Genomic DNA, 25175 nt, shown 5'->3' on the forward strand with positions numbered 1-25175 from the left:
CGTCTTTTTTTATTTTTGTAGGGTTGAAACACTATGAAAAAGAAAATCGTATTAGCCGTCCTTTTTATACTACCGGTGGTGGTTTACTTATTTTTTGCATCCGGGGTAAATAATTTTGGACGTTTGCCCATACTTACCAAAAGTATCTCCGGTATTTCCAAAATGGACACCAATGTCCAGTTGAAAAACAAGATTACCATACTAGGTTTTTTTGGGAATAATGTGGAAGCCATGCAAGGCAATGCTTTCAACCTTAATCAAAAAATTTACAAAAGATTCGGTGAGTTTAATGACTTTCAAATGGTTATGGTGGTCCCACAGGGTAAACAGGGGCAAGTTGAAGAATTAAAAAACGAGCTGGGTAAGCTCTCCAATGTGGATAAATGGCACTTTGTTTATGGTTCCGAGGAAGAAATCAAAACATTGTTCACGTCCTTAAAATCCAATATTGATCTGGACAACGATTTGTCCACACCCTTTGTATTTATAATTGATAAGGATCTTGCCCTTAGAGGTAGAACAGATGATGACGATGAAGGTCTGAAATATGGATTTGACACCTCGTCCGTAGCGGAACTTAACAATAAAATGGTGGACGATGTCAAGATAATCTTGGCAGAGTATCGCTTGGCCTTAAAAAAGAACAATGCCGACAGGAGCAAATAACAAGAGAAAACACACCTATATTTGGGTGTCTGCAATCATTCTGATTTTTGGGATTTTTGCCGTTTACGAAATTACCAAGCGCGTAAAAAGCGGAACGGTGGTGGAAAAAGATCGTATGAGCATGGATGCCAAAAATACTGAGGTGGGCTTCGTGGTCAACCAAGGGGAAAAGCGAAAGGTGCCCGACTTCTCTTTTTACAATCAAGACAGCGTATTGGTCACCAATGAAGATTATAAGGGCAAGGTCTACGTAGTGGAGTTCTTCTTTACTACTTGCCCCACCATTTGCCCGATAATGACCAAAAACCTGGTGGACTTGCAAGATACCTTTAAAGATGATGGGGATTTTGGAGTTGCATCCTTTACCATCAACCCTAGATATGATACGCCATCTGTTTTAACGGAGTACGCCAAAAAATATGGAATCACGGATGCGGATTGGCATTTGTTGACCGGAGATCAAGAAAAGATTTACGAATTGGCCCAACAAGGCTTTTACATATTCACCAATGAAAACGATGATGCTCCAGGAGGTTTTGAGCATTCCGGTATGTTCGCATTGGTTGATAAAAATGGATATATTCGTTCCCGTGAAGATGAATTTGGCAATCCTTTGATCTATTATCGAGGTACTATTACAGAAGAACAGGAAGTGAATTCAGATGGGGAAAGCCAACAGATTACCATTTTAAAAGAGGACATTAAAAAATTATTGGCAGAATGACCGAGGAAATTACATTAAAGGAAAAACGGTATAATAGATTGATTACCGTCATTTCAATAGCAGTACCACTAGTGGTTGCTCTATTGTTTGGATATAAAATTCCAAATGCAAAACCGCTGTCGTTTTTACCGCCCATTTACGCAGGAATCAATGGTTTGACTGCAATCTTATTGGTTATTGCCGTAGTGGCCATCAAAAATGGAAGGCAACGCCTTCACCAAAGATTAATGTTGACTAATATCGTGTTGTCAGCGTTGTTTTTGGTGATGTACGTAGCCTATCATATGACATCGGAAACGACTGTTTTTGGCGGGGAGGGTCCTATTAAAATTATTTACTATTTTATTTTGATGACGCACATTGTGTTGTCTATTTCTGTGATTCCTTTGGTGCTCATCACTTATTCAAAAGTGTATCTCGATGATTTTGAGGCTCACAGACAATGGGCCAAATACACCTTTCCAATATGGCTGTACGTCGCTGTAACAGGGGTTTTGGTCTATCTAATGATTTCACCCTACTATCCATATTAATGACCTATGAAGACAAAATTGTTAATTATTTTAGTCATTTTATTGGTGTTTCCAGCGGTATCGGAAGCGCAGTGCGCCATGTGCCGCGCAGTAGTGGAAAGTGAATCTGATGGAAAGACCGCTGAAGCCATAAACAACGGTATTGTTTACCTAATGGCCATACCCTATGTGCTTGTGGCGGGGCTATTTTACTTTATTTACAGAAAAATGAGGGGCTAATACCCTTTTAAATTTTTTTTGATTATCTGGTTTTATTATAAACAAAACTTTCGTCAACCTGAACTTGCCTGCCCGACGGCAAAAACAGGTTCCAAGTTCTCATTAGACTTTTGATTATTAGTGTAATGAGATTCCGAAATACATTCGGAATGACATGCAAAAGGAAATTATTACAGATAACGGATATTCAATAATTTTTTTACTTCAAACTGTAACATTTCGGTGTTTTAATGGTCTTATTGGTGTACGCTTGCGTTACTCATCAATCAAAATCGCTAACCTATGTTCGACCTAGAGCGGTGGCAAGAAATATTTGACACCATACGAAAGAACAAACTCCGAACATTTTTAACAGGGCTTTCCGTAGCCTCTGGTATTTTTATTTTGGTCATCCTTTTAGGATTTGGCCAAGGTATGCGCAATGGTATCGAAAACGAATTCAAGCAAGATGCATCTACGAGCGTTTGGGTTTGGCCCGGAGTAACCTCCAAAGAATATAAAGGTCTTAATCCAGGTAGGCGTATTCAACTGGTAAACGAAAACTTTGATAAGGCAAGTGCCATGTTCAAGGAGGATATTGAACACGGCTCAGCTAGAATATTTGTGCGCGGTGTAAGTGTAAACTACGGCAAAGAAGCTCTTATTTATGGGGTTCAGGGCGTGGCAGCGGACTTTCAATTTATAGAAAATGCCGATATGGTCGAGGGAAGGTTTATCAATTATCAAGATGAAGTTTCCAATGGCAAAGTGGCCATCATCGGGAATAAAATAAAAAAAGACGTTTTTGGTGATGTGGAGACTCCCATTGGAGAGTTCATCGATATCTCAGGCATCCCTTTCAAGGTCATCGGAGTGTACAAAGAAATGGAAGATCGCGAAGAAGAGCGCATCTATATTCCCATTACCACCTCCCAGAGAACATTTAATGGAGGAAATCGAGTAAACAATATGTCCTTTACCTTACCGCCCGTTGACAATTTTGACAAGGCTGTTGCCCAAGCAGTTGACTTTAAAAACGGACTGAGACAATATCTACAACAAACCCACACCATTGCCCCTGATGATACAGGAGCCATCGAAGTGTGGAGCGCTATGGAAGAAGCCAAGCGCTACTACGGCCTCACCAACAACATAAAACTGTTTTTTTGGTTCGTAGGGGTATGCACCATTATAGCTGGAGTGGTGGGAGTAAGCAATATTATGATGATCGTAGTGAAAGAACGCACGCGCGAAATAGGAATACGAAAAGCATTAGGGGCCAAACCGTGGTCCATTATCGGAATGATATTGCACGAAGCCATCTTTGTGACCGCGATCTCCGGTTTTGGTGGACTAATTTTTAGTATGGCCCTTTTAGAAATTGCGGGACCCAATATAGAAGTGGACTATATTATGAATCCATCCGTAAACTTCAATGTGGCATTTTCCACGGTAATCGTTTTGATTGTGGCCGGAACCTTGGCCGGGTTTGTTCCAGCCTATCGTGCGGCAAAAGTTAAAGTAATCGAATCTCTAAGAGATGAATAACAGATAAGCTGATATGTTCAATAAAGATAGATGGCGGGAAATTATAGAGGTGCTAACCACTAATGTGTGGCGAACCATCTTTACGGCTTTTGGGGTCTGTTGGGGCATCTTTATCCTTATTGTGCTCTTGGCCGCTGGCAAAGGGCTGGAGAATGGCATTAAACAGGATTTTGGAAACATTGCCACCAATACCATGTTTATGTGGACAAGGGCTACGACAAAAAGTTACGAAGGCTTGCCTAAAGGAAGAAGTTTTGAGTTTAAAATAAATGATGTCCAGGCACTGCGCGATAATGTGCCTAACCTTCGGTTTATTTCACCCCGGAACCAACTGGGAGGTTTTGGAGGAAACAACAATGTAGTTAGAGGTATTCGCACAGGAGCGTTTAATGTGTATGGCGATTATCCCGAGATTATCAATCAAGATCCCATGGCGGTTACCTCGGGACGGTTTTTGAACTATAACGACATCAGGGAAAAACGAAAGGTGGCCATTATTGGTCAAGGGGTAAAAAATGATCTGTACGACAAGGATGAGGATGCACTTGGAACCTACATCAAAATACAAGGCGTAAACTTTATGGTCATCGGGACCTATAAAAAGAACAATAGCGGTGGGGGAGAAGAAGGTCAAAAAGAAATATTTGTGCCTTTCACTTCGTTTTCGCAAGCATTTAACCGAGGAGAAGACGTGGGGTGGATGGCCATTACGGCAAACGACGGCAGTTCCATTTCCCAGCTCAAGGATAAAATTGTCGATGTAATGAAGAAACGTCACAAAGTACATCCTGAAGACACAAGGGCCGTTGGTTATTTTGATCTTTACGAACAATACAATCGGGTGGAGAGTCTATTTGGCGCGCTAAAGGCCGTCGCTTATATTGTGGGTGTTATGGTGCTGCTGTCCGGAATTATCGGAGTAAGCAACATTATGCTCATTGTGGTAAAGGAACGCACCAAAGAAATTGGAATACGCAGGGCTTTGGGCGAACAACCGTGGTCCATAAAAAAACAAATTTTGATGGAGTCCATTTTCCTGACGTTGATTTCAGGGATGGTGGGCATCATATTTGGGTCGTTGGTCATTTTTGGAATCAATTCCTTGTTGGAAAGTATAGGGCCGGTGGATATGTTTATGAGCCCAAGTGTGAGCGTAGGTGTTGTAACCGGGGCCTTGACAATTTTGATGGTATCGGGACTGTTGGCCGGCTTCATACCCGCGCAGAGTGCCATACGGGTAAGACCCATTGAAGCATTGCGAACAGAATAAAAGTATAATCAATCAATTAACATCAATTAAAATGAAAAAATCGGTAACCATTGTCATCTTGTTGCTCATCGTAGTAGTGTTCGGTGGCTCCATGTATTACTTGTACCAAAAAAATGCGGAGGATCCGGTGGTATATGAGACGGAAACACCTACCAAACAGACCATTGTGAAAAAAGCGGTGGCCACAGGGAGCATACTTCCTTTGGAAGAAGTGTTGATCAAACCCAATATTTCCGGGGTGATCGAGGAGATTTATGTAGAAGGAGGGGATTATGTAAAATCTGGCGACCTTCTGGCCAAAATAAAGGTAGTGCCCAACCTTTCTGCCCTAAATGATGCGAAGAATGCCATTGATGAGGCAAAAATCAACCTGGATGATCAAAAACGGAACTACGAACGTCAGTCCACGCTTTTTGGCAAGGGTGTAATCCCCAAAACAGATTTAGAACGGGCGCAAGTATCCTATGACCAGGCAAAGCAGTCTTATGCCGCGGCCAATAAGCGATACGATATTGTAAAAACGGGAACCACAAGCGGACTCAGCAGCTCTGCCAACACGATGATCCGGGCCACGGTAAGTGGAATGGTGCTCGAAGTACCGGTAGAAGTAGGAAACCAGGTGATAGAAAGCAATACCTTTAACGAGGGAACTACGATTGCAGCCATTGCCGATGTGGATAAAATGATTTTTGAAGGCAAGGTGGATGAATCCGAAGTGGGAAAAATAAAAGAAGACCTGCCATTAGAAATTACCGTCGGAGCGATTGAAAACCATGTTTTTGATGCTGTTCTGGACTACATCGCACCAAAAGGAAAAGAAGAAAACGGCGCCATACAATTTGAAATAAAAGGAACTTTAAAGAAGAACGACACCGTTTTTATAAGAGCGGGGCTAAGCGCCAATGCTTCCATTATTTTGGCCCGAGCCGATAGCGTTTTGGCCGTAAAAGAAGCCTTGGTTCAATTTGACGATGAGACCAAAAAACCCTTTGTAGAGGTGGAAACCGCCGATCAACAGTTCGAACGAAAAGAGGTGGAACTGGGCGTTAGCGACGGCATTTTTGTAGAAGTGAAGTCAGGCATAGCGGCAACTGACAAGGTCAAGGTGTGGAATGCCTTGGCCAAGGAATAACGAGTGAAAAACACCGTTCGCAAAAAAAAAGTAAAAAATCTTGTAACATTTTAACAACTTATATGTCTTACTAGCAGAGGCAAAAGTAAGATAGCTAACATCACCAATCATGATAGAAATCAAAGATCTTCATAAATCCTATAAAATGGGAAGCAATTCCCTCCATGTTTTAAAGGGTATTAATTTTAAAGTAGAAGAGGGGGAGCTTGTGGCCATTATGGGGTCTTCAGGATCGGGTAAATCTACTTTGTTGAACATTTTGGGAATGTTGGACGGAGCGGATTCCGGTGAGTATACCTTGGATGGTGTGCCGATCAAAAACTTGAGCGAAACCAAAGCTGCGCAATATAGGAACAAGTTCTTGGGATTCATCTTCCAATCCTTTAACCTTATCAATTATAAAAGTGCCGTCGAAAACGTCGCACTTCCCTTGTACTACCAAAAGGTTCCCAGAAAGGAACGTCAGGAAAAAGCCATGCAATATTTGGAACGCGTAGGCTTAAAACCATGGGCCGGCCACTTGCCCAGTGAACTTTCCGGTGGACAAAAACAAAGGGTTGCGATTGCACGGGCCATGGCCGCGGAACCAAAAGTGCTTTTGGCCGATGAGCCAACAGGTGCCTTGGACAGTACAACTTCGTATGAGGTGATGGACCTTATCCAAAAAATCAATGATGATGGAAATACCATTTTGGTGGTGACCCACGAGGAGGATATTGCACATATGTGCAAACGAATTGTGCACTTAAAGGATGGTGTTATCGTAGAAGATAAAAAAGTCGAACAAGTAAGAGCAGGACAGTATGTTTGATCGCGACGTTTGGCAGGAAATATTTAACACGCTTAAGACCAATAAGCTTAGAACCTTTTTAACAGGTTTCTCCGTTGGGTGGGCCATCTTTATTTTGGTGATGCTGTTGGCTTCGGTAAATGGTATGGAGAACGGCTTTACCGGTCAGTTTAATGACGATGCAACCAATTCCATTTTTGTTCGTCCAGGAACCACCTCCAAAGCATATGGTGGTTTTGAGGCAGGCAGGCGTATCCAATTTAAGAATGATGATTTGGAATACATCAAACAAAGCTTTCCCGAGGATGTTGAGTATATCAGTGCAAGATATTATGCCAATACAACCGCAAGATATAAAAGTGAAACAGGTTCTTATTCGGTGCAAGGAACGCATCCCGACCATCAAGCAATTGAAAAAACTCTGGTAGTAGCCGGTAGGTACATCAATGAGGCCGATATCATTAATAAGTCCAAGGTTGCCGTAATCGGCAGAAAGGTTGCAGAGGATCTTTTTAAAGATGAAGAGCCATTGGGGAAATTTGTAGAGTTCAATGGATTGCCTTTCCGGGTAATTGGAATTTTTACCGATGATGGCGATGACAATGCGGAAAGAAGGATTTATGCACCGGTAAGCACATATCAACGCATTTATGGGAATACCAACGATATCAATATGATCGCCCTTACATACAACCCAAATTATGATCTTGCCACATCATTGGAATTTTCGAGCAGATTGGAGGATTTAATGAAAAGACGACATAAAATTGACCCGGACGACCAATCTGGCTTATATGTGTTCAACTATGCGGAGGCCTTTGACAATATCAGCAGTTTTACCGCGGTTTTAAAGGCAATTGGTATTGGTGTCGGTTTTTTAATACTTGTTGCAGGAATCGTTGGTATAGGAAATATAATGGTATTTACCATCAAAGAGAGAACAAAGGAGATCGGAGTGCGTAAGGCATTGGGTGCAAGACCTAGTCAAATTGTGAACTTGGTACTATTGGAGTCGGTATTTATTACTTCAATCTCAGGTTTTGTTGGACTGTCATTTGCCTGGATGATATTGGCTGCCGTTGGTCCCATGATCGAGACACCGGCCTTTAGCAATCCATCGGTAAGCCTTTCTGTGGTGATTACAGCGACAGTTATTTTGGTAATTGCGGGAGTATTGGCAGGGCTGTTGCCCGCTATGAAAGCCGCTAATGTTAAACCCATTGTTGCACTAAGCGATAAATAGTTATGTGGATATTAGATAAGGATTTGTGGATTGAAATTTTTCATACCCTTGGCAAGAATATGCTAAGGACCTTCCTGACCATGCTTGGGGTAATCTTCGCTATGATCATCTTGGTGCTGTTACTGGGTTCGGCCAATGGTATGAGCAATGGGTTTAACAAGCTTTTTGCGGGAACAGCTTCGAACAGCTTGTTTGTTTGGGGACAATCTACCTCAGAACCTTACAAAGGTTTTGAGCGAGGAAGAAGGATTCGATACAAAATTGAAGATGCCGATATCCTTAAAAAACAGATTCCGGAAATCGAGGTGTTGGCCCCTCGAATTGAACTGGGCAGTCATAGAGGCGTAGTAACCGTTTACAGAAATGGACAAACCAGTGGTTCGGCTGTTTATGGGGACTTTCCGGAAATAGACAATATCACCAAAAAGAAACTGGTTGAAGGCAGGTTCTTGAACCAGACCGATATTGAAGGTTCAAAAAAAGTATGCGTTATTGGTGAAGAAACCTACAAACTTCTTTTTGATAAGGGCGAGAAGGCCATTGGTCAGGATATCCGTATCAACGGGGTCTATTTTAGTGTTGTGGGCATTTATAAACCCAATAACAATATTAATATTGATGGGGAAAATGCAGTGTTCATTCCCTTCAGCACTTTTCAAAAAGCCTTTAATTCAGGGGACAGGATGGGATGGATGGCCATTGCGGTCGAAGAGAACACCCCGGTTCCTTTTGTGGAAAGGCAGATCAAGAGCATTTTAAAGGCCAAGTACGATATACACCCTGATGACGAACGTGCTATTGGCAGCTTCGATATGTCAGAGATATTCAACAATATTACCGCATTTACAACGGTTCTTAAAGGATTTTCATTTTTCGTTGGAATCTTTACCCTATTGGCGGGTGTCATTGCCATCAGCAATATTCTTTTAATCACTGTAAAAGAACGTACACAAGAAATTGGGGTAAGAAGAGCCTTGGGTGCAACACCAAAAATTGTTAAGCGTCAGATTGTTTTGGAAGCAATCGTGTTAACGGCATTTGCAGGCCTTGTAGGATTTGCCATTGCTGTTGGGGTGTTGTCTATTTTGGATGCGCTTTTTGGCAGCGGGGAAAATTTTCCGTTCGTAAAGCCAATGATCAGTATACCTCAGTTTGTCGTATCATTTGTTCTAATGATAGGTCTGAGCGTACTTATTGGTTTGTTGCCAGCCAATAGGGCCGTAAAAATTAAACCCATAGATGCATTAAGAGAAGAATAATCATCAATTACAATTAAATAACGAAATCAAATAAGCAAGAATGAACAAGTATGTAAAATACGGATTGATAGGGATAGTGATCGTAGGTATTTTGGTCGCTGTAGTCTACTTTTTAAAGCAGAACAGTACTCCGACAGAGCTGTATAAAACCGAAACAGCAGTACGAAAGGACATTGTAAATAAGGTGATCGTTACCGGAAAAGTGATTCCTGAGGATGAAATCAACATCAAACCTCAAATCTCTGGGATTATCGACAAGATCCTTTTGGAAGAAGGAGTAAGGGTACAATCCGGGGACCTTATTGCCATAATAAAAGTGGTGCCCAACGAACAATCCATGAACCAAGCCGCAGGTCGTGTGCGTAACGCCGAATTGGCGCTGAACAATGCTAAACTGGAATACGATAGAAACAAGACCTTGTTCGATAAAGGCGTGATTTCCAATCAGGATTTTAACAACCTAAAGTTGACTTACGAGCAGGCTTTGCAAGAGCTGAAAAACGCTCAGGCCGATTATCAGATTATCAGAAAAGGTTCTGCCGGAGGTTCTGCCAGTGCCAACACCAATATTAGGGCAACGGTTTCGGGTACCATCCTTGAGATTCCTGTTAAAGAAGGAGATCAGGTAATTCAGAGTAACAACTTTAATGAAGGTACTACCATCGCGACCATCGCCGATATGTCCAAAATGATTTTTGAAGGTGAAGTGGATGAGGCCGAAGTTGGAAAACTAAGTGTTGGAATGCCATTGGAAATTAGCCTCGGAGCCTTGGAAGAACAAAAATTCGATGCCAAACTAAAATTCATCGCACCAAAAGGTGTAGAGGAAGAAGGGGCGGTTCAGTTTAAGATTGAAGGCGATTTGGATGTAAAACCAAGTGATAGCACTTCTTATGTAAGAGCTGGATATAGTGCCAACGCTTCCATTGTATTGGAGGAAAGAAAGGATGTGCTGTCCATAAAAGAAGCTTTGCTTCAGTTTGATAAAGAGACGGAGCAACCCTATGTGGAGGTGCAAGTAGCTGAGAACGAATTTGAGCGCAAAGACCTTGAATTGGGTGTTAGTGACGGTATTGATGTGGAAATTGTTTCTGGCATCGGCGAAGATGATAAAATCAAGGTTTGGAACAAGCTCGAAAAGAAATCTGACGATTAATAATCCATGCCAACCATCAGTATAACGACCAAAATCAAAAAACGAATGAAAAATAGTATAACAATAATACTACTGCTGTTTGCCGTTACTTTTTCGAGCGCACAGATGCGTAAATGGACGCTCCAGGAATGTGTGGAATATGCAGTGGAAAACAATTTGACCGTAGAACAATTTGAATTGGATCTGGAAAATGCCAAAATCGATAAATCCGATGCCGTGGGAAATTTACTCCCATCCCTAAACGGAAATGCATCGGGGTCGAGTAACACGGGTTTCTCCATTAATCCAACGAACAACCTGCCTACCAATAGAACGGCAAATAATGTTAATATTAGTGCTACGTCCAGCATAACCTTGTTTGATGGATTAAGAAATATCAATCAATTAAACAGGGCAAAAATGAACGCCATTGCCAACCAGTATCGGTTGGATAACCTAAAGGACGATATACGCTTGAACGTAGCCAATGCCTATCTGCAAGTGGTGTCCAATAAGGAACAGCTTAAAACCTTTCGTGCACAATATGCAGTTACGGAGCAGGATTTGAAAAGAACCAAGGAGTTGGTGGAATCTGGTGTTCTTCCCCGTGGTGACCTTTTGGAAATCGAGGCCACTGCAGCCAATCAAGAACAGCAAATAATCAATGGGGAAAGCTTGGTTTTGATCTCAAGGGTAAACTTGGCCCAGTTGCTACAGATTACGGATTACGAGAACTTTGATATTGCGGAGGAGGAGTTTGAAATTCCACCTTCCGATATCCTTAAAAACTCCCCTAAGGTTATTTTTGATAAAGCCTTGGGTTTTAGGAACGATATTAAATTTTCAGAGTCTAATGTGGAATTGGCCGAACAAGACCTTAAAATTGCAAAAGGCGCGTATTTACCAACTTTATCCGCTTTTTTCCAGTACGGAACAAGATATTCTGATGTAACTCAGATACCAGATGGTAATGGAATTCCCTATACCCCGAGTCTTGTTGATCAGTTATGGATTTTTGACGGTATCAGTTATGGAGCGCAGTTGAATATTCCCATTTTTAATGGATGGAGCACTCGCAATAATGTGATGCGATCTAAAATTGGTCTGGAAAAAGCAAAATTGCAGTTCAAACAAGATAAGCTGGATTTGGAGAACACTATTCAACAAGCATATGTGGATGTAGGTACTTTTGAGAAAGCATATAAAGCTGCGGAAAAAACCTTGGAAGCTAGACGTTTGTCCTACGAATATGCCAAGGAGCGTTACGATGTTGGATTAATGAATGCTTTCGATTTTAGTCAAGCGCAAGCAAGGGTGGAGAATGCCCAAGCCGATGTGATCAGGACCAAATACGATTATATCTTTAGATTGAAAATATTGGAGTTCTATTTTGGGTTGCCCATTTCATTAAACTAACTCGTGGTGCATTTTGATAAAAATTCGTCATTTCGAGTAATTTTTGGTGGTTGAGCCCTTCGACTATGCTCAGGATAAACTAAAGTCAAAACCAAAGAAAATTGTATCGAGAAAAGAATTTTATTAAGTGTAAACCTTGTTCTCGATACTTTTTCCTTCTGAAAAAACTCGAACTGACAGTTGACTGCAATATTATCAAAATGTACTGCTTTAAAACTACTGGTTAAACTAGTATCTTTATGGCCGCTATGGCCATACTATTACATTTAGAAACCGCGACCACCAATTGCTCGGTAAGTATTTCAAAGGATGATAAAATCGTTGTCCTAAAAGAGAACAATGCAGCGAGTTATTCGCACTCCGAACAATTGCATGTATTTATAAAAGAAGCCTTGAAAGAGGCTTCTTTGTCATTTTCGGACCTTGATGCCGTTGCCATTAGTAAAGGGCCAGGTTCGTACACCGGACTACGTATTGGCGTATCGGCAGCAAAAGGACTCTGCTTTTCCTTGGATGTTCCGTTGATTTCCGTACCTACATTGCAAAGTATGGCTCATCAAGTAGGCTTAAAACCTAATGAAGTAGTGATTCCTGTGCTGGATGCCAGACGCATGGAAGTCTACTCCTGTGTCTATGATTCGGAGTATAAAGAAGTACGGGAGACCCGTGCAGAGATTGTCAATGAGGAGTCTTTTACTGAGTATGTTTCCGATAATAAAGTATATGTTGTGGGCAGTGGTGCAGAAAAATGTAGGGGTGTTCTGCAACACCCCAATTTTATTTTTGATGAAGCTATAGTTCCTTCTGCGAAGGATATGGTCTCAATAGCCTTTAAGAAATATGAGTCCAAACGATTTGAGGATGTGGCCTATTTTGAGCCTTACTACCTCAAAGACTTTGTACTTCAGCAAAAAAAGAAGAAAAATTAATCTTCCTCTGCTTTGTGCATAACCCTTTGTGGGAATGGAATCTCAATCCCAGCAGCATCAAAGCGTAATTTTGTTTGCTCGATTACATAAAAATGCGCTGGCCAAAATACATCGTTGTTTGCCCAAAAGCGCAAGGTCAGGTTTACGGAGCTATCTGCCAAGGCACCCACGTATACTTCTGGAGCAGGCTCAGTATTGATGTCTGGGTTATCCCCGCATATCTTCAAAAGAATTTCTTTGGCCTCCTTAATGTTGGAGCCATATCCTATACCCACATCAATTTTATCGCGACGGGTATCTTCCATATTGTAGTTGACAATATTTCCGTTGGACAGTTGTCCATTGGGAATAATGGCAATTTGGTTGCCAAAAGTGCTCAACTTGGTGTTGAAAATTGAAATTTCCTTAACCGCTCCGTCCACACCTTGAGCAGATATCCAATCACCAACTTTAAAGGGTTTAAAAATGAGAATGAGCACACCGCCGGCAAAATTGGCCAATGATCCTTGAAGGGCCAAACCAATGGCAAGTCCCGCAGCACCCACTATGGCCACCAAAGAAGATGTTTTAACACCCAATTGAGTAATCACCAAAACAAATAACAATGCCTTGAGCGTGATACTGATAAAACTCTGTAAAAAGGATTCCAAGGTTTCATCATAATCCTTTTTTACAAAGAAACGACGCGTCATTTTATTTATAAACTTGATGACCCAAAGGCCAACAAAAAACATGACTATGGCCGTAATAAGATTGGGCACTATACTTACGGCCCACTCAACGCCTTGGTCTACATATTCTTGGTAATTCTCTAATTCTTTCATAATGGTTCTGGTTTAATTCACAACGTAGTTAATATTCAAATAAAATAAAAGCAAAGGTTTTTAAACAAATGTTAAGGTTTCAGTTGCTCAAACACCTCTTGGGCACTGGTTACAGGGAGCTTGCATGCTCCCTCGATACAGACATAGGTCAAAGTTGTTTCTGGTACCGACCTGTTTTGTAATAAATCTATGCTTCCTTCCCCAAAAGATCCAACCAAAATACTATTGGGCACATACTCCTTGCTGATTTGTTGCCCCAGGGTTTTATAATCATCGCCGACGACCGCAATTTCATAAAAATTTTGGTTTTGGAACAATACCAGGTGCAACCAGTTTGAAAAGCTTTGTGCCCTAGTGTCAAAGTCCTTTTGAACATTTTTGAGCATCTGTCCGGAAATATCACCGTAGGTTTCCTCAGGGTAGATTTTATGGAATTTATATAGGTTTATGGCCATCATGGAGTTGGAGGAAGATATCACGTTGTCATCAACTTCAATGGTTCTTCTGATTAAGGATTCGTCCTTGTCCGATGTATAAAAGAACATTTCCGATTCATCATCAAAAAAGTGTTTTTTGGAATAATTGAGCAGGTTTTTGGCCAGATTGAGCCATTTCTCATCAAAAGTTACTTCGTAGAGCGAGAAATAGGCATCGATTACTGTAGCGTAATCGTCCAAAAAGGCATTGATGGAGCTTTTTCCTTCTTTGTGGTTTCGCAATAAGGAGCCGTCTTGTGTTATCATTTGACTCTCAATGAACCCAGCATTTTTTAGAGCAAGACTCAGATATTCCTCGTTCCCTAGATAGCGGTAGGCATCCACCAGTCCTTTTAGCATCAATCCGTTCCATGAGGTCAAAATTTTGTCATCCAATCGGGGTTTGGAGCGTTTGCTTCGCTCTTTTTTGAGTAGTGCCAAGCTCTTGTTTATTTTGGTTTTCAGCTCGGGCAAGGAAACCTTAAACTTTTCAGCGACTTTTTTATCACTTTTATCTCTGATCAAAACATAATTACCCTCTTCCCACAAGCCATACGAATTGATATTGAAATACTCCTGGAACACTTCATAATCATCACCCAACAATTGCGTAAGCTCTTCTTTGGTCCAGACGTAATAAGCACCTTCTTCAAGTTCGCCGTTTTCATCTAAACTGTCCGCGTCCAAGGAGGAATAGAATCCGCCACTTGGGTCCAAGAGCTCTTCTTGAACAAAACCGATGGTTTCTTCCACCACATCCTTGTACAATTCGTTTTTAGATACGGCATAGGCTTTGGCATAGAGGCTTGTTAATTGCCCGTTGTCGTACAACATTTTCTCAAAGTGGGGCACGTGCCATTTGGTGTCCACGGCGTATCGTGAAAATCCACCGCCCACATGGTCGTAAATACCTCCGTAAGCCATCCGGGTAAGCGTAGTATCCACAAACTCCATAATGTCAGGCTTGTCGGACGCGTTGGCATAGTGCAACAAAAAATCCCAGTTATTGGGCATCATAAATTTTGGGGCCCGCTTGTGCCCGCCCAAAAATGTATCAAAATATTGAGTCCAATTTTGAACGGAGGCATCCAATTGCTTCAAGGAATAGAGATCAGTGTCCTTATCATTTTCCACTAGGTTGATCGCGTGCAGGCCATTGGCCAAATCCGTAGCGTACTTGGTTACCTTTGCCCTATCCTCATTATACAGTTCAATAAGCTGTTCCAGAGATTTTATCCAATTGTCCTTCGGAACATAAGTAGCGCCCCAAAAAGGTCTCCCGTCAGGCAAGGCAACAATGTTTAGCGGCCATCCTCCTTGTCCTGAGATCATTTGGATGGCATCCATATAAATTTGGTCCACATCAGGTCGTTCCTCACGGTCAATTTTAATGTTGATGAAGTTCTCGTTCATCACTTTGGCCACCTGTTCATCCTCAAAACATTCCTTTTCCATAACGTGGCACCAATGACAGGCCGCATAGCCAATACTGATAAGCAAAGGTTTGTCCTCTTTTTTGGCTCTTTCCAGCACATCGGGGCGCCATGCCTCCCAATTTACGGGGTTGTGGGCATGTTGAAGCAGATAGGGGCTGCTTTCCTCTATCAACGCATTGGTATATTCGTGAGTCACTTCTTTAGGTTTTTGGTTGCAGCTCAGGACTGCCACGGCAATTAATAAATAGACAGGTGCTTTCTTCATCAACCGAGTATTTTAAACATAAAAAAATGCGTCTCTCAATGGACGCATTTTATTTTCTTCAATGTTGTTACTGTACTTCAAAGGTAATCTTTACGTTTACCCTGTAGTCGTCAATCTTTCCATCTTTTACCGTGGCACTTTGCTCGTTGATGTAGATGGAACGAATGTTTTTCACTGATTTTGAGGCTTGCTCCAACGCCTTGTTGGTTGCATCTTCCCAGCTTTTACTGGAATTCGCCAATACTTCAATAACTTTTAAAACTGCCATGGTCAATGTATTTTTTTGATTTCCCTTTAATGTAACAAATTTTGATGGGAATGCAACATTGAAATCAAGTTAATTAGCCATTTAAGGCTACTACTTCCTTAATTTTTTCGCCCATCATGTTCTTCAGCATGGTCTCTATACCGTTTTTAAGGGTGAACGTAGATGATGGACAGCCACTGCAAGCCCCTTGGAGGATAACGCTCACGGTACCGCTTTGCTCTTCATAAGATTGAAAAAGAATGTTTCCGCCATCGCTTGCAACGGCCGGTTTTACGTATTCTTCCAAAATAGCGATAATTTGTTGTGAAGTATCGTCGTAATCGGTCTGCGTTGCAGCTTGTTCCACTGTTTCCTTGGTTTTTTGAATGGCTTCTGCCGTTACCACGTCCTTGCCGTCTGCCAAATAATCCCTGATGAATTCTCGGAGCTGCATATTGATTTCTTCCCAATCGGCAACCTCATATTTGGTCACGGAAACATAGTTTTCGTCCATAAAAACCTCTTTTACAAAAGGGAGGTGGAACAACTCAATGGCCAAGGGCGAATCTTTTGCTTCATCGATGTTCTTGAACTCGTAAGTGTTGGGAACAATTCTCTTGTTGGAGACGAATTTCATTACCGCGGGGTTGGGCGTTACCTCGGCATAAACCGTTATGGGCTGCTTTTTTTTGACATCTACTTCATTTACGATCGGCTCGCCGGCATTCAGGTATTCTACCAACTGTTGGGCCACCTCGTCCTTCACATCATCCCATTCCACAATGTCAAAACGTTCCAAAGCCACAAAATTACTGGCTATATAAACGGTTTTAACAAAGGGGAGGTAGAAAAGTTGCTGCGCCAAAGGAGAATCCTTGGCCTCATCTATGTTTTTATATTCGTAGTTGCCTTTTACCAAAAAATGGTTGGCCTCCAACTTAATTATCTTGGGGTTATTGGTAGGAACCAACGTAATATTGAACTCTTTCATCTTGAATCTTTGTTGCAAAAATACCAATAGTTAGGATGCGCAGCAAAATATTATAATAATGTGTTGGCCTTTCCGTTATCTTATTGTTTTATTGTATTCAATAACCATTAGCCCCAATCGTCACATGAGACGTATCTTGACCTCAATTATCATAACCCTGTTTTTTGGGTCCATCGCCAGGGCACAGGAGGGAATCCCTGTGTATTTCGATTACTTGGCGGACAATTATTACTTGGTCTACCCATCCATGGCAGGTATTGCAGAGGGTACCAAGATTCGTCTTACCGCACGAAAACAGTGGTTCAACGTGGATGAAGCACCAAGTTTGCAAACCTTGAACCTTAATTCCAGAGTTGGTGAACGCAGCGGAATAGGGGGCATACTTTTCAACGATTCCAATGGCTACCATTCGCAAACAGGTTTTAAGGCCACCTACGCACATCATTTACAAATGGGAGGTGATTTTAGAACGCTGAACCAATTGTCCTTTGGTTTGAGTGCTGGAGTTATCCTGAGCAGTTTGGACGAAACCGAATTTGTATCTGTAATCCCCGACCCGGTCGTTTCCGGAGTAAAGAATACGGCCAGCTATTTTAACGTTGATTTAGGGGTTTCCTATAATTTCATGGAATTTTATACCCATGCCGCAGTATTAAATGTGCTTGGTAGCGGTCGCGATTTATATACCGCTGCGGAGTTCGATAATTTAAGGCGCTATCTGTTCTCGGTAGGATATGTTTTTGGAAGAACTACCCGAATTGAGCCATCGATTTTATTCCAGATGACGGATTTTACCCAAGAGAAGACTGTGGACTTGAATGCGAAAGTGTACCGCGATGTGAGCTTTGGAACCGTTTGGGCGGGCTTGTCGTACCGGCGTAGTTTTGATGGCGCACAATTTCAATCCAATGGGGAATTTGGAGAGCAAAGATTACAGTTGTTCACGCCGATCATTGGAGTGAATGTGAACCGTTTTATGTTCTCATACAACTATTCGTACCAGTCGGGCGACATTCGATTTGATAATGGCGGTTTTCATCAAATTACCCTGGGTTACGATTTTGGTCAAAGCGATCAAGGAAAACGTTACGATTGTTACTGCCCGGCGGCCAATAATTAATTTCTGGAAGCCTGTTGAATGTTCAGATGTCAGTTCGAGCGCAGTTGAGAACTTTTACGACATCTCAACTGCGCTCGATGTGACATTTACCATCTATTTATCTCAAACCTCGCATTAGGTTTTGATGAAAAATTCGTCATTTCGAGTGATTTTTTGAACCTTAGGTCAAAAAGTGTATCGAGAAAAGAATTTTTGTACACATAAACCTTGTTCTCGATACTTTTTTATTTTGAAAAAACTCGAACTGACGGTTTTAGTATAAAACTAGCAACTACCAAAAGACACTATGAGTTAATCCCAAGTAAAATTTTTCTTTGAAGCCTGGGCCTTAATGGCCGATAGCATGGCGTTTTCAAGCTCTCCTATTTCTTCTTTGCGATGCTCGGCAATGTAAACTTCGCGCTTGGCATTGAGTTCTTGTATCTGCTTCTGGATTTCTTCGCGCTCCGTTTTCTTTTGTTTCACATAAGCTTTGATCTCAACTTCAGATTTTCCTTGAAGCTCCTCGGGAAGCTCTTTCTCCTTCAATTCGGAAATAATGGATTCGTCGTCCTCCGCAGCATCCACTAAATCCCATTGTGAGTTTTTGTACAACCTTGAACTTTTACTAACAGCACGCTTTACAGCTACCACTTCTTCCAATTCGGCCGCATTGGCATCCTGTATGGACTGAAGTTCCTTTTTTTGCCGCCCGATAGAGCCATAAGATATATAGGTGTTGTTCAATTTGGAATTTAATTGGATGATGATATCGTCATACGGTGTGTTGATGTGGACCACTTGCCTGTTGTGGTCAATGGCCATATACTCTCCACCTGTTAGCAAAGCACCTTTTTTCCACATCGTGGAAATCCCTTGGTCGTAATTACCGCAAAAAATGGTGTTTACAATTACATCTTTCTCCTTGGCGTTAGTGGCAGCATCCCTGTAATCTAATTTTCCTTGGGTAAAAGGTTCGTTTCCGGCAATAAAAATCATTTTAAGGTCATCGGCGTTTTTGCCCCATTTCAGTTGTTTTAATGAGGTGTGGATGACTTGCCCGCAATATTCCTCACCGCCGTTGGTCGTCAAAGAGAACAATTTTTCCGAAATCTCATCCAAATCATTACTGAAACCCAAAACCTGTCTGATATATCCTTCCTGTGATGAAAGGTTGTCATTCCCATACTCATAAAGTGCAATTTGAAGGGATGGACGAACATTGGAGCCACATTTGGCATGGGTAAATTCGTTTACAATATCCCACAATTGGGCTTTGGCCTGATTGATGAGCCCGTCCATGCTGTTGCTGGTGTCCAGTAAAAGGGCGATTTTCACGTATTGTTTCGCAGGTTTTTCGCCGGTATAGTTGGTTGTCAAAACTGTGCTTTCTTTGCCGTGTGCTTTTAGGTTGCAACCATAGGTTGTACCCGTCATAAATAGCAGTAGTGCTGCGCCCAAAATGTAATTCATATGTTTCATGATGCAATAATTTTTAAAGTTGAGGTAAATGTATCTGCAACCTTCTTCAATAAAAACCCAGAATGAGCAACAGTGTACTTTAAATGAGTAAGGTGACCGTAACACTTCGTGAACGGGTTAAACAGCCTTGTTTTTTAGCTTGATTGGGCAACCGTCGATTTTTTAAAATGCTTGGGAAGCAGTATGTTTACCTAAGTTATGATTCGAAAAGCATACATAGCAGTATTGGTTTTGTTGACCACATGGAGTACCCTGGCACAGGTTGGGAATACCCAAGGACAAATGGAAATCAAAGGTTCGGTGAAGGGTAGGGAAAACTATACCCCAATTTCGGGGGTCCAGGTTTCTACCGATAAAGGCCAATATACCAGAACCGATGCTTTGGGGGAATTCTCGATCAAAGCATCCATCGGGGATATACTTATTGTTGAAGGTCCCGAACTGGAAACCGTACGTTACCGAATCAAATCCGATGAGGATGTGGATGTTCTGGTGGAGGGCTATGGAGGTTCCAGGTCTTCACGAAAACAAAAGAAAGAAGCGTCCGGTTCAAGGAGCCCCCTTGCGGACCACCAGCGATTTTTGGATTCGGCCAATGTATATAAAAAGACCGACCTGGAGAAAAGTATTGATTTTATCGCTCGTTCCATGGAACTTCTTGGCAGTGCGGGCAACAAACGAGAGCTTTCTTTTTCGCTTCGCATGTTGGGTGAAATCTATATGTTTCACGAACAGTACGATTTGGCCATTACCAATTTTAAGGATGCCTTGGTCGCACAAGAATCCAATAAAACAAAAGTATTGCTGGGAAAGGCGTATGTACTGAACGGAAATTATGAAAGTGCCATTTCGATTTTGGAGCCTTTGATAATGGAGAAAAATATGGTGCCCTATCAACGTGTGGAGCTTTTTGAAGCCTTGGGCGACGCAAACAAGGAATTGTCCAAGCTAAAAATAGCGGAAGAATATTATCAGCAAGGACTGGTCATCGCCGAAAAGAACCAGATTTCACCCAAAGAGATTGACCTAAGCACCAAAATAGCGGAAGCTTTTGCCAAAGAGGATCGGATATTGGAGGCCGAAGGGTTTTATCAAAATTCCTTGAATCTTTCCAAAGAGGTGGCTCCAGAACGACTCATTCAAGAAAGTGAGAAGGTTGCGGATTTTTACAATAAAAAAAACCGCTACGATGATGAGATCCAACTACGGAAGAAAAACTTAAACGAACTGGAAATGCTTGCCAGAGGCAGTGTGGCATCAACGGGACAGGGAATCTCCACAAGGGATACCGTAACCTCACAGCGTATCAATTATAAAATAGCCAACGCCTACATCGCACAGGATAAATTGGACGAAGCCATACCCTATCTGGAAAAAAGTATCGTTGAGGCCGACAGGGACGATGATCTGGTAGTGCAAAAGGACGCTACCCGGAAATTGTCCGAAGTGTATCGCTATAAAGGAGATTACACCAAAGCTTTGGAGTCCTATCAGGATTATGTGGCCGTGGTGGACAGTTTGTATGTGCGAAAGGAGCAGGAGATTTCAAGGGCGGCCCGTTTTAACCGGGAAATAGCAAATACACAGAACCGCATTTCCAGTTTGGAGCAAGAAAGGGAATTGAGTCAAAGCAAGTACAGCTTGGCCGTAACCGAACAGCAGCTGTACGAAGAAACCAGCAAGCGCCAAAAATGGATCATTTATTCATTGATTTTTGGGATTGCCATGATGGCGATTACCGCATTTTTATATTATCGGAGCAACAGACAGCAAAAATTGGCGAACAACCTATTGGCATTGAAGTCGCTTCGTACCCAAATGAATCCCCATTTTATTTTCAATGCGCTCAATTCCGTGAACAATTATATTGCCAAGAGCGACGAGCGGAGTGCCAACCGCTTTTTGAGCGAGTTCTCTGTATTGATGCGTAGCGTGCTGGAAAATTCCGAAGAAGACTTTATACCATTGGCCAAAGAATTGGAATTGTTGGAACTATACGTGAAACTGGAACATTCAAGGTTTTCAGACAAGTTTGATTATAACATCGAAGTCGACAACAAAATCGATATTGATGCTTTTCAAATACCACCGATGCTGCTACAACCGTACATTGAAAATGCCATTTGGCATGGTTTGCGCTACAAGGAGGAGAAAGGATTTTTAAAAATCAAGGTGCGACAGGTCACCAACGATATGCTCGAAATATGTATCGAGGACAACGGTATCGGCAGAAAAAAATCAGCCGAATTGAAGACCACCAATCAAAGGAAACAGAAATCCAAAGGAATGGGAAACATTAAAAAGCGGATTCAAATTTTGAACGATATGTATAAAAACAGGGTGGATGTATCCATTTCCGATTTAAATTCCGACCAAACGGGTACAAGGGTATCCTTAAAACTCAAAAAGCAATAATGGAACTCAAAGCGGTCATTGTGGAGGACGAAGCCAATAGTCGGGAAATCCTTCGGAATTATTTGGGCAAATATTGCGAAAACGTCACCTTGCTAGGTGAAGGGGCAACCATTGAAGAAGGCTTGAAAGCTATCAAAAGGTACCAACCGGATTTAGTATTTTTGGATGTAGAAATGCCTTTTGGCAACGCCTTTGACCTGTTGGACCGGATTCCAGACAGAAACTTTGAGACTATTTTCGTCACGGCCTACAATCAATACGCAATGGATGCATTGAACCATCATGCAGCCTATTATTTGATGAAACCCATCAATATCGACGAATTGATCAAAGCGGTGGATTATGTAAGGGCCATCAAGGAAAAAGAAAATGCTCTGGAAGGGCAAGTACTCCAAGCCAGAAATGTTGGTGCAGAAGGTAAAATAACCTTGCCCCAACAAGATGGCTTTCAAGTGCTGGACGTATCCGATATTTATTTCTGCAAAGCAGACGACAACTACACAGAAATCTATCTGGAAAAGAAAAAAATAGTGGTGAGCAAAACCCTGAAATATTTCGAGGAAGCCCTAAAGCCCTATTCCTTCGCCCGAATCCATAAATCTTATTTGGTGAACGTCGCTGAAGTAGTGAAGTACAAAAAAGGAAAAGGGGGCAGTGTGGTGCTTTCCAACAGTAAGGAACTTTCGGTTTCTGCATCAAAAAAAGCCGATTTATTATCGTATTTTAAATAAATTGTCACATCCAGCGCAGTCGAGATGCGTTTCTTTGTTAGAATTAAATTTTATATCTATGATTATCAAACCCGTGAGAGGCAAATCCCCAGAATTTGGAAAGGATTGTTTTATTGCCGAAAATGCCACGATTGTGGGCGAAGTAAGTATGGGCGACCAATGCAGTGTATGGTTCAATGCGGTAATCAGGGGCGATGTCCATTTTATAAAAATGGGCAATAAGGTCAATGTGCAGGACGGCGCCGTAATTCATTGTACGTATGAAAAATCCCCGACCACTATCGGTAATAATGTCTCTATAGGCCATAATGCCATAGTGCACGGTTGTACCATCAAGGACAACGTGTTGGTGGGTATGGGCAGTATTATAATGGATGATTGTGTGGTGGAAAGCAATTCCATCATCGCGGCAGGAGCTGTAGTAACTCAAGGCACGCACATTGAAACTGGAAGTATTTATGCCGGTATGCCCGCCAAGAAAATCAAAGACATCAGTCCAGAACTTTCCTCTGGGGAAATAGATCGGATTGCCAACAATTATGTAAAGTATTCCAGCTGGTTCAAGGAAGGATAAGGATTCAGTATCCAATAGGTCCGACGATCGAACTATCGAAAAATCCAAGAAATCCAACATTCCAATAATCCAACAACCCATAAGTCCAATATTCCCTATTTTTGTCCCACCTAAAAAAACTCGACAACTATGAACGCATATATTTTTCCAGGACAAGGAGCACAATTTGTAGGTATGGGCTTGGACCTCTACGAAAATCACTCCGAAGCACAAGAACTTTTTGAAAGGGCCAACGAAATCCTCGGTTTTTCCATTACGGACATTATGTTCGAAGGCACTGCTGAAGACCTCAAACAGACCAAAGTGACCCAACCCGCCATTTTTTTGCACTCCGTTATTTTGAGCAAAGTATTGGGAGATTCGTTTAAACCCGATATGGTTGCAGGTCACTCCTTGGGAGAATTCTCTGCTTTGGTCGCGAATGGCACCTTAAATTTTGAGGACGGTTTAAAATTGGTATCACAACGTGCCCTTGCCATGCAAAAGGCTTGCGAAGTTCAACCTAGCACTATGGCCGCTGTTTTGGGATTGGAAGATGAGGTGGTGGAAAAAATCTGTGCCGAAGTGGAAGGCATTGTGGTGCCGGCCAACTATAACTGTCCAGGTCAACTAGTGATTTCAGGTGAAGTGGATGCCGTAAACGTCGCCTGTGAAAAAATGAAGGAAGCAGGGGCCAGAAGAGCCTTGTTGTTGCCGGTTGGCGGCGCATTTCACTCCCCTTTGATGGAACCCGCAAGAGAGGAATTGGCAGCAGCCATTGAATCCACGGAATTTAAGACCCCGAACTGCGCCATTTATCAAAATGTGACCACTACGGCCGTGTCCAATGCCGAGGAAATCAAAAAGAATTTGATACTCCAATTAACGGCTCCGGTAAAATGGACGCAAAGCGTACAACAAATGGTAAAAGATGGAGCCACTTCTTTTGTAGAAGTGGGGCCTGGCAAGGTGTTGCAAGGTTTAGTGAAAAAAATCCACCGTGAGGCGGAAACCAGTTCTGCGGCAGTTTCCTAAAAGGGGAAAACACTTTATCCGAATAAATTGAGATTTAAACTAATAGGCAAGGATGTTCCTTGCCTTTTTTGTAATATTGGTAGCCCCAAATCACCGACCTATAGGTAGCTTTTGGACTAATTGAAACTGATTGAATTGGTGATGTCAACCTTATATAAAAATGCCCCAAATAAACCCAGGACCACCACAGGTCGTGGTGGACTATTGTTTGTTCTTTTTTTACTGCTTGGTATTGGTGTGGGGTTTGGGCAGGATATGGTCATAGATGATGGAGATGGTGTCAATACATCTGAAACAGGCACTACCGACACTTTCACGGTAGTCTTGGACACACAACCAGCAACTGATGTTGTGCTTGACGTTGTGTCCGGCGACACGAACGAGGGCACCGTTGACTTGGCTACGCTGACCTTCACCAACGGGAACTGGGACACTCCGCAGACGGTCACGGTCACGGGCGTTGACGATATTATAGTTGACGGCACCCAGACCTATGACATAACGATAAGCGTTGATGCCGCGAACAGCGACGATGCCTTTGATGGTTTGGCCCCCCAAACGGTATCCGTCGACAACGCGGACGACGATATAGCCGGGTTCACCATTGTGGAGGAGGGCGGTGCCACGGCCACCTCGGAGACGGGCACCACGGATACCTTTACGGTCGTTCTGGACACCCAGCCTGCGACAGACGTTGTTTTTGACGTTGTGTCCGGCGACACGAACGAGGGCACCGTTGACTTGGCTACGCTGACCTTCACCAACGGGAACTGGGACA

At 42.3% G+C, this 25175-nt stretch carries 24 protein-coding genes; 19 read left to right on the plus strand and 5 right to left on the minus strand.

Annotated features, from left to right (window positions below; translation table 11 throughout):
• Positions 1-33: 33 nt before the first annotated feature.
• The 13 genes from J4E06_RS14235 (at position 34) to tsaB (ending at position 12843) form a co-directional block, all read left to right on the plus strand.
• Positions 34-666: a hypothetical protein gene (locus J4E06_RS14235; protein WP_349524628.1), complete on the plus strand. Its 633-nt coding sequence runs from the start codon at positions 34-36 to the stop codon at positions 664-666.
• Positions 647-1390: an SCO family protein gene (locus tag J4E06_RS14240; RefSeq protein WP_349524629.1), complete on the plus strand. Its 744-nt coding sequence runs from the start codon at positions 647-649 to the stop codon at positions 1388-1390. The genes J4E06_RS14235 and J4E06_RS14240 overlap by 20 nt, the downstream gene beginning before the upstream one ends.
• Positions 1387-1923, plus strand: coding sequence for a DUF420 domain-containing protein (locus tag J4E06_RS14245; protein WP_349524630.1), 537 nt, complete (start codon positions 1387-1389; stop codon positions 1921-1923). The genes J4E06_RS14240 and J4E06_RS14245 overlap by 4 nt, the downstream gene beginning before the upstream one ends.
• Before the next feature lie 6 nt (positions 1924-1929).
• Positions 1930-2142 carry a CAMCR motif-containing small membrane protein gene (locus J4E06_RS14250; RefSeq protein WP_349524631.1) on the plus strand — a complete coding sequence of 71 codons (213 nt, stop codon included), beginning with the start codon at positions 1930-1932 and terminating at the stop codon, positions 2140-2142.
• A 282-nt stretch (positions 2143-2424) separates the two neighbouring features.
• Complete coding sequence (locus tag J4E06_RS14255) at positions 2425-3669, plus strand: ABC transporter permease (RefSeq protein WP_349524633.1); 1245 nt, start codon at positions 2425-2427, stop codon at positions 3667-3669.
• A gap of 13 nt (positions 3670-3682) precedes the next feature.
• Positions 3683-4939 carry an ABC transporter permease gene (locus tag J4E06_RS14260; RefSeq protein WP_349524634.1) on the plus strand — a complete coding sequence of 419 codons (1257 nt, stop codon included), beginning with the start codon at positions 3683-3685 and terminating at the stop codon, positions 4937-4939.
• A 31-nt stretch (positions 4940-4970) separates the two neighbouring features.
• Positions 4971-6071: an efflux RND transporter periplasmic adaptor subunit gene (locus tag J4E06_RS14265; protein ID WP_349524635.1), complete on the plus strand. Its 1101-nt coding sequence runs from the start codon at positions 4971-4973 to the stop codon at positions 6069-6071.
• A gap of 109 nt (positions 6072-6180) precedes the next feature.
• Positions 6181-6882 carry an ABC transporter ATP-binding protein gene (locus J4E06_RS14270; RefSeq protein WP_349524636.1) on the plus strand — a complete coding sequence of 234 codons (702 nt, stop codon included), beginning with the start codon at positions 6181-6183 and terminating at the stop codon, positions 6880-6882.
• Positions 6875-8104 carry an ABC transporter permease gene (locus J4E06_RS14275; RefSeq protein WP_349524637.1) on the plus strand — a complete coding sequence of 410 codons (1230 nt, stop codon included), beginning with the start codon at positions 6875-6877 and terminating at the stop codon, positions 8102-8104. Before J4E06_RS14270 ends, J4E06_RS14275 begins: the two co-directional genes overlap by 8 nt.
• 2 nt (positions 8105-8106) lie before the next feature.
• Complete coding sequence (locus J4E06_RS14280; protein ID WP_349524638.1) at positions 8107-9363, plus strand: ABC transporter permease; 1257 nt, start codon at positions 8107-8109, stop codon at positions 9361-9363.
• A gap of 40 nt (positions 9364-9403) precedes the next feature.
• Positions 9404-10519, plus strand: a complete 1116-nt coding sequence (locus J4E06_RS14285) for an efflux RND transporter periplasmic adaptor subunit (protein WP_349524640.1) — start codon at positions 9404-9406, stop codon at positions 10517-10519.
• A gap of 45 nt (positions 10520-10564) precedes the next feature.
• Positions 10565-11914, plus strand: a complete 1350-nt coding sequence (locus tag J4E06_RS14290; RefSeq protein WP_349524641.1) for a TolC family protein — start codon at positions 10565-10567, stop codon at positions 11912-11914.
• A 248-nt stretch (positions 11915-12162) separates the two neighbouring features.
• Complete coding sequence (gene tsaB, locus J4E06_RS14295) at positions 12163-12843, plus strand: tRNA (adenosine(37)-N6)-threonylcarbamoyltransferase complex dimerization subunit type 1 TsaB (RefSeq protein ID WP_349524642.1); 681 nt, start codon at positions 12163-12165, stop codon at positions 12841-12843.
• On the opposite strand, the gene J4E06_RS14300 is transcribed toward tsaB, so the two are convergent.
• The 4 genes from J4E06_RS14300 to J4E06_RS14315 all read right to left on the minus strand — a co-directional run bounded on the left by J4E06_RS14300 (position 12840) and on the right by J4E06_RS14315 (position 17082).
• Positions 12840-13667, minus strand: coding sequence for a mechanosensitive ion channel family protein (locus J4E06_RS14300; protein ID WP_349524643.1), 828 nt, complete (start codon positions 13665-13667; stop codon positions 12840-12842). The genes tsaB and J4E06_RS14300 overlap by 4 nt on opposite strands.
• Before the next feature lie 71 nt (positions 13668-13738).
• Positions 13739-15844 (minus strand): thioredoxin domain-containing protein, encoded by a 2106-nt coding sequence (locus tag J4E06_RS14305; protein ID WP_349524644.1) that lies wholly within the window; start codon positions 15842-15844, stop codon positions 13739-13741.
• Between the two features lie 67 nt (positions 15845-15911).
• Entirely contained in the window at positions 15912-16112 is a 201-nt protein-coding gene (locus J4E06_RS14310; RefSeq protein ID WP_127136558.1) for a dodecin family protein, read from the minus strand.
• Between the two features lie 73 nt (positions 16113-16185).
• Positions 16186-17082: a NifU family protein gene (locus J4E06_RS14315; protein ID WP_349524646.1), complete on the minus strand. Its 897-nt coding sequence runs from the start codon at positions 17080-17082 to the stop codon at positions 16186-16188.
• Between the two features lie 124 nt (positions 17083-17206).
• Here J4E06_RS14315 and J4E06_RS14320 point away from each other — a divergent pair, with 124 nt between their 5' ends.
• Positions 17207-18202 carry a PorP/SprF family type IX secretion system membrane protein gene (locus tag J4E06_RS14320; protein ID WP_349524647.1) on the plus strand — a complete coding sequence of 332 codons (996 nt, stop codon included), beginning with the start codon at positions 17207-17209 and terminating at the stop codon, positions 18200-18202.
• 291 nt (positions 18203-18493) lie between these two features.
• Here J4E06_RS14320 and J4E06_RS14325 read toward each other — a convergent pair whose 3' ends face one another.
• On the minus strand, positions 18494-19663 hold the full coding sequence (locus tag J4E06_RS14325) for a vWA domain-containing protein (protein WP_349524648.1): 1170 nt from the start codon (positions 19661-19663) through the stop codon (positions 18494-18496).
• 198 nt (positions 19664-19861) lie between these two features.
• On the opposite strand from J4E06_RS14325, the gene J4E06_RS14330 reads away from it, so the two are divergent.
• The 5 genes from J4E06_RS14330 to J4E06_RS14350 all read left to right on the plus strand — a co-directional run.
• Positions 19862-22078: a tetratricopeptide repeat-containing sensor histidine kinase gene (locus J4E06_RS14330; RefSeq protein ID WP_349524649.1), complete on the plus strand. Its 2217-nt coding sequence runs from the start codon at positions 19862-19864 to the stop codon at positions 22076-22078.
• Positions 22078-22809, plus strand: a complete 732-nt coding sequence (locus J4E06_RS14335) for a LytR/AlgR family response regulator transcription factor (protein WP_349524650.1) — start codon at positions 22078-22080, stop codon at positions 22807-22809. Before J4E06_RS14330 ends, J4E06_RS14335 begins: the two co-directional genes overlap by 1 nt.
• 58 nt (positions 22810-22867) lie before the next feature.
• A complete protein-coding gene (locus J4E06_RS14340; protein ID WP_349524652.1) occupies positions 22868-23383 on the plus strand; it encodes a gamma carbonic anhydrase family protein in 516 nt (171 codons plus the stop codon).
• A gap of 129 nt (positions 23384-23512) precedes the next feature.
• Positions 23513-24397: an ACP S-malonyltransferase gene (gene fabD, locus J4E06_RS14345; RefSeq protein WP_349524655.1), complete on the plus strand. Its 885-nt coding sequence runs from the start codon at positions 23513-23515 to the stop codon at positions 24395-24397.
• 141 nt (positions 24398-24538) lie between these two features.
• On the plus strand, positions 24539-25175 hold a 637-nt coding region (locus J4E06_RS14350), incomplete at its 3' end, for a hypothetical protein (protein ID WP_349524656.1).

Origin of the sequence: Allomuricauda sp. NFXS6 (assembly GCF_040148835.1) — a bacterium.
In the GTDB taxonomy this organism is placed as follows: Bacteria; Bacteroidota; Bacteroidia; order Flavobacteriales; family Flavobacteriaceae; genus Flagellimonas.

Bases quoted from the DNA above. Each gene is read 5' to 3' on its own strand.
- J4E06_RS14300 (WP_349524643.1), bottom strand. From the start codon at position 13,667: ATGAAAGAATTAGAGAATTACCAAGAATATGTAGACCAAGGCGTTGAG.
- J4E06_RS14335 (WP_349524650.1), top strand. From the start codon at position 22,078: ATGGAACTCAAAGCGGTCATTGTGGAGGACGAAGCCAATAGTCGGGAA.
- J4E06_RS14270 (WP_349524636.1), top strand. From the start codon at position 6,181: ATGATAGAAATCAAAGATCTTCATAAATCCTATAAAATGGGAAGCAAT.
- J4E06_RS14235 (WP_349524628.1), top strand. From the start codon at position 34: ATGAAAAAGAAAATCGTATTAGCCGTCCTTTTTATACTACCGGTGGTG.
- J4E06_RS14250 (WP_349524631.1), top strand. From the start codon at position 1,930: ATGAAGACAAAATTGTTAATTATTTTAGTCATTTTATTGGTGTTTCCA.
- J4E06_RS14310 (WP_127136558.1), bottom strand. From the start codon at position 16,112: ATGGCAGTTTTAAAAGTTATTGAAGTATTGGCGAATTCCAGTAAAAGC.
- J4E06_RS14260 (WP_349524634.1), top strand. From the start codon at position 3,683: ATGTTCAATAAAGATAGATGGCGGGAAATTATAGAGGTGCTAACCACT.
- J4E06_RS14290 (WP_349524641.1), top strand. From the start codon at position 10,565: ATGAAAAATAGTATAACAATAATACTACTGCTGTTTGCCGTTACTTTT.
- J4E06_RS14325 (WP_349524648.1), bottom strand. From the start codon at position 19,663: ATGAAACATATGAATTACATTTTGGGCGCAGCACTACTGCTATTTATG.
- J4E06_RS14240 (WP_349524629.1), top strand. From the start codon at position 647: ATGCCGACAGGAGCAAATAACAAGAGAAAACACACCTATATTTGGGTG.
- J4E06_RS14275 (WP_349524637.1), top strand. From the start codon at position 6,875: ATGTTTGATCGCGACGTTTGGCAGGAAATATTTAACACGCTTAAGACC.
- J4E06_RS14315 (WP_349524646.1), bottom strand. From the start codon at position 17,082: ATGAAAGAGTTCAATATTACGTTGGTTCCTACCAATAACCCCAAGATA.
- J4E06_RS14255 (WP_349524633.1), top strand. From the start codon at position 2,425: ATGTTCGACCTAGAGCGGTGGCAAGAAATATTTGACACCATACGAAAG.
- J4E06_RS14340 (WP_349524652.1), top strand. From the start codon at position 22,868: ATGATTATCAAACCCGTGAGAGGCAAATCCCCAGAATTTGGAAAGGAT.
- J4E06_RS14285 (WP_349524640.1), top strand. From the start codon at position 9,404: ATGAACAAGTATGTAAAATACGGATTGATAGGGATAGTGATCGTAGGT.
- J4E06_RS14320 (WP_349524647.1), top strand. From the start codon at position 17,207: ATGAGACGTATCTTGACCTCAATTATCATAACCCTGTTTTTTGGGTCC.
- J4E06_RS14265 (WP_349524635.1), top strand. From the start codon at position 4,971: ATGAAAAAATCGGTAACCATTGTCATCTTGTTGCTCATCGTAGTAGTG.
- J4E06_RS14245 (WP_349524630.1), top strand. From the start codon at position 1,387: ATGACCGAGGAAATTACATTAAAGGAAAAACGGTATAATAGATTGATT.
- fabD (WP_349524655.1), top strand. From the start codon at position 23,513: ATGAACGCATATATTTTTCCAGGACAAGGAGCACAATTTGTAGGTATG.
- J4E06_RS14305 (WP_349524644.1), bottom strand. From the start codon at position 15,844: ATGAAGAAAGCACCTGTCTATTTATTAATTGCCGTGGCAGTCCTGAGC.
- J4E06_RS14330 (WP_349524649.1), top strand. From the start codon at position 19,862: ATGATTCGAAAAGCATACATAGCAGTATTGGTTTTGTTGACCACATGG.
- tsaB (WP_349524642.1), top strand. From the start codon at position 12,163: ATGGCCATACTATTACATTTAGAAACCGCGACCACCAATTGCTCGGTA.
- J4E06_RS14280 (WP_349524638.1), top strand. From the start codon at position 8,107: ATGTGGATATTAGATAAGGATTTGTGGATTGAAATTTTTCATACCCTT.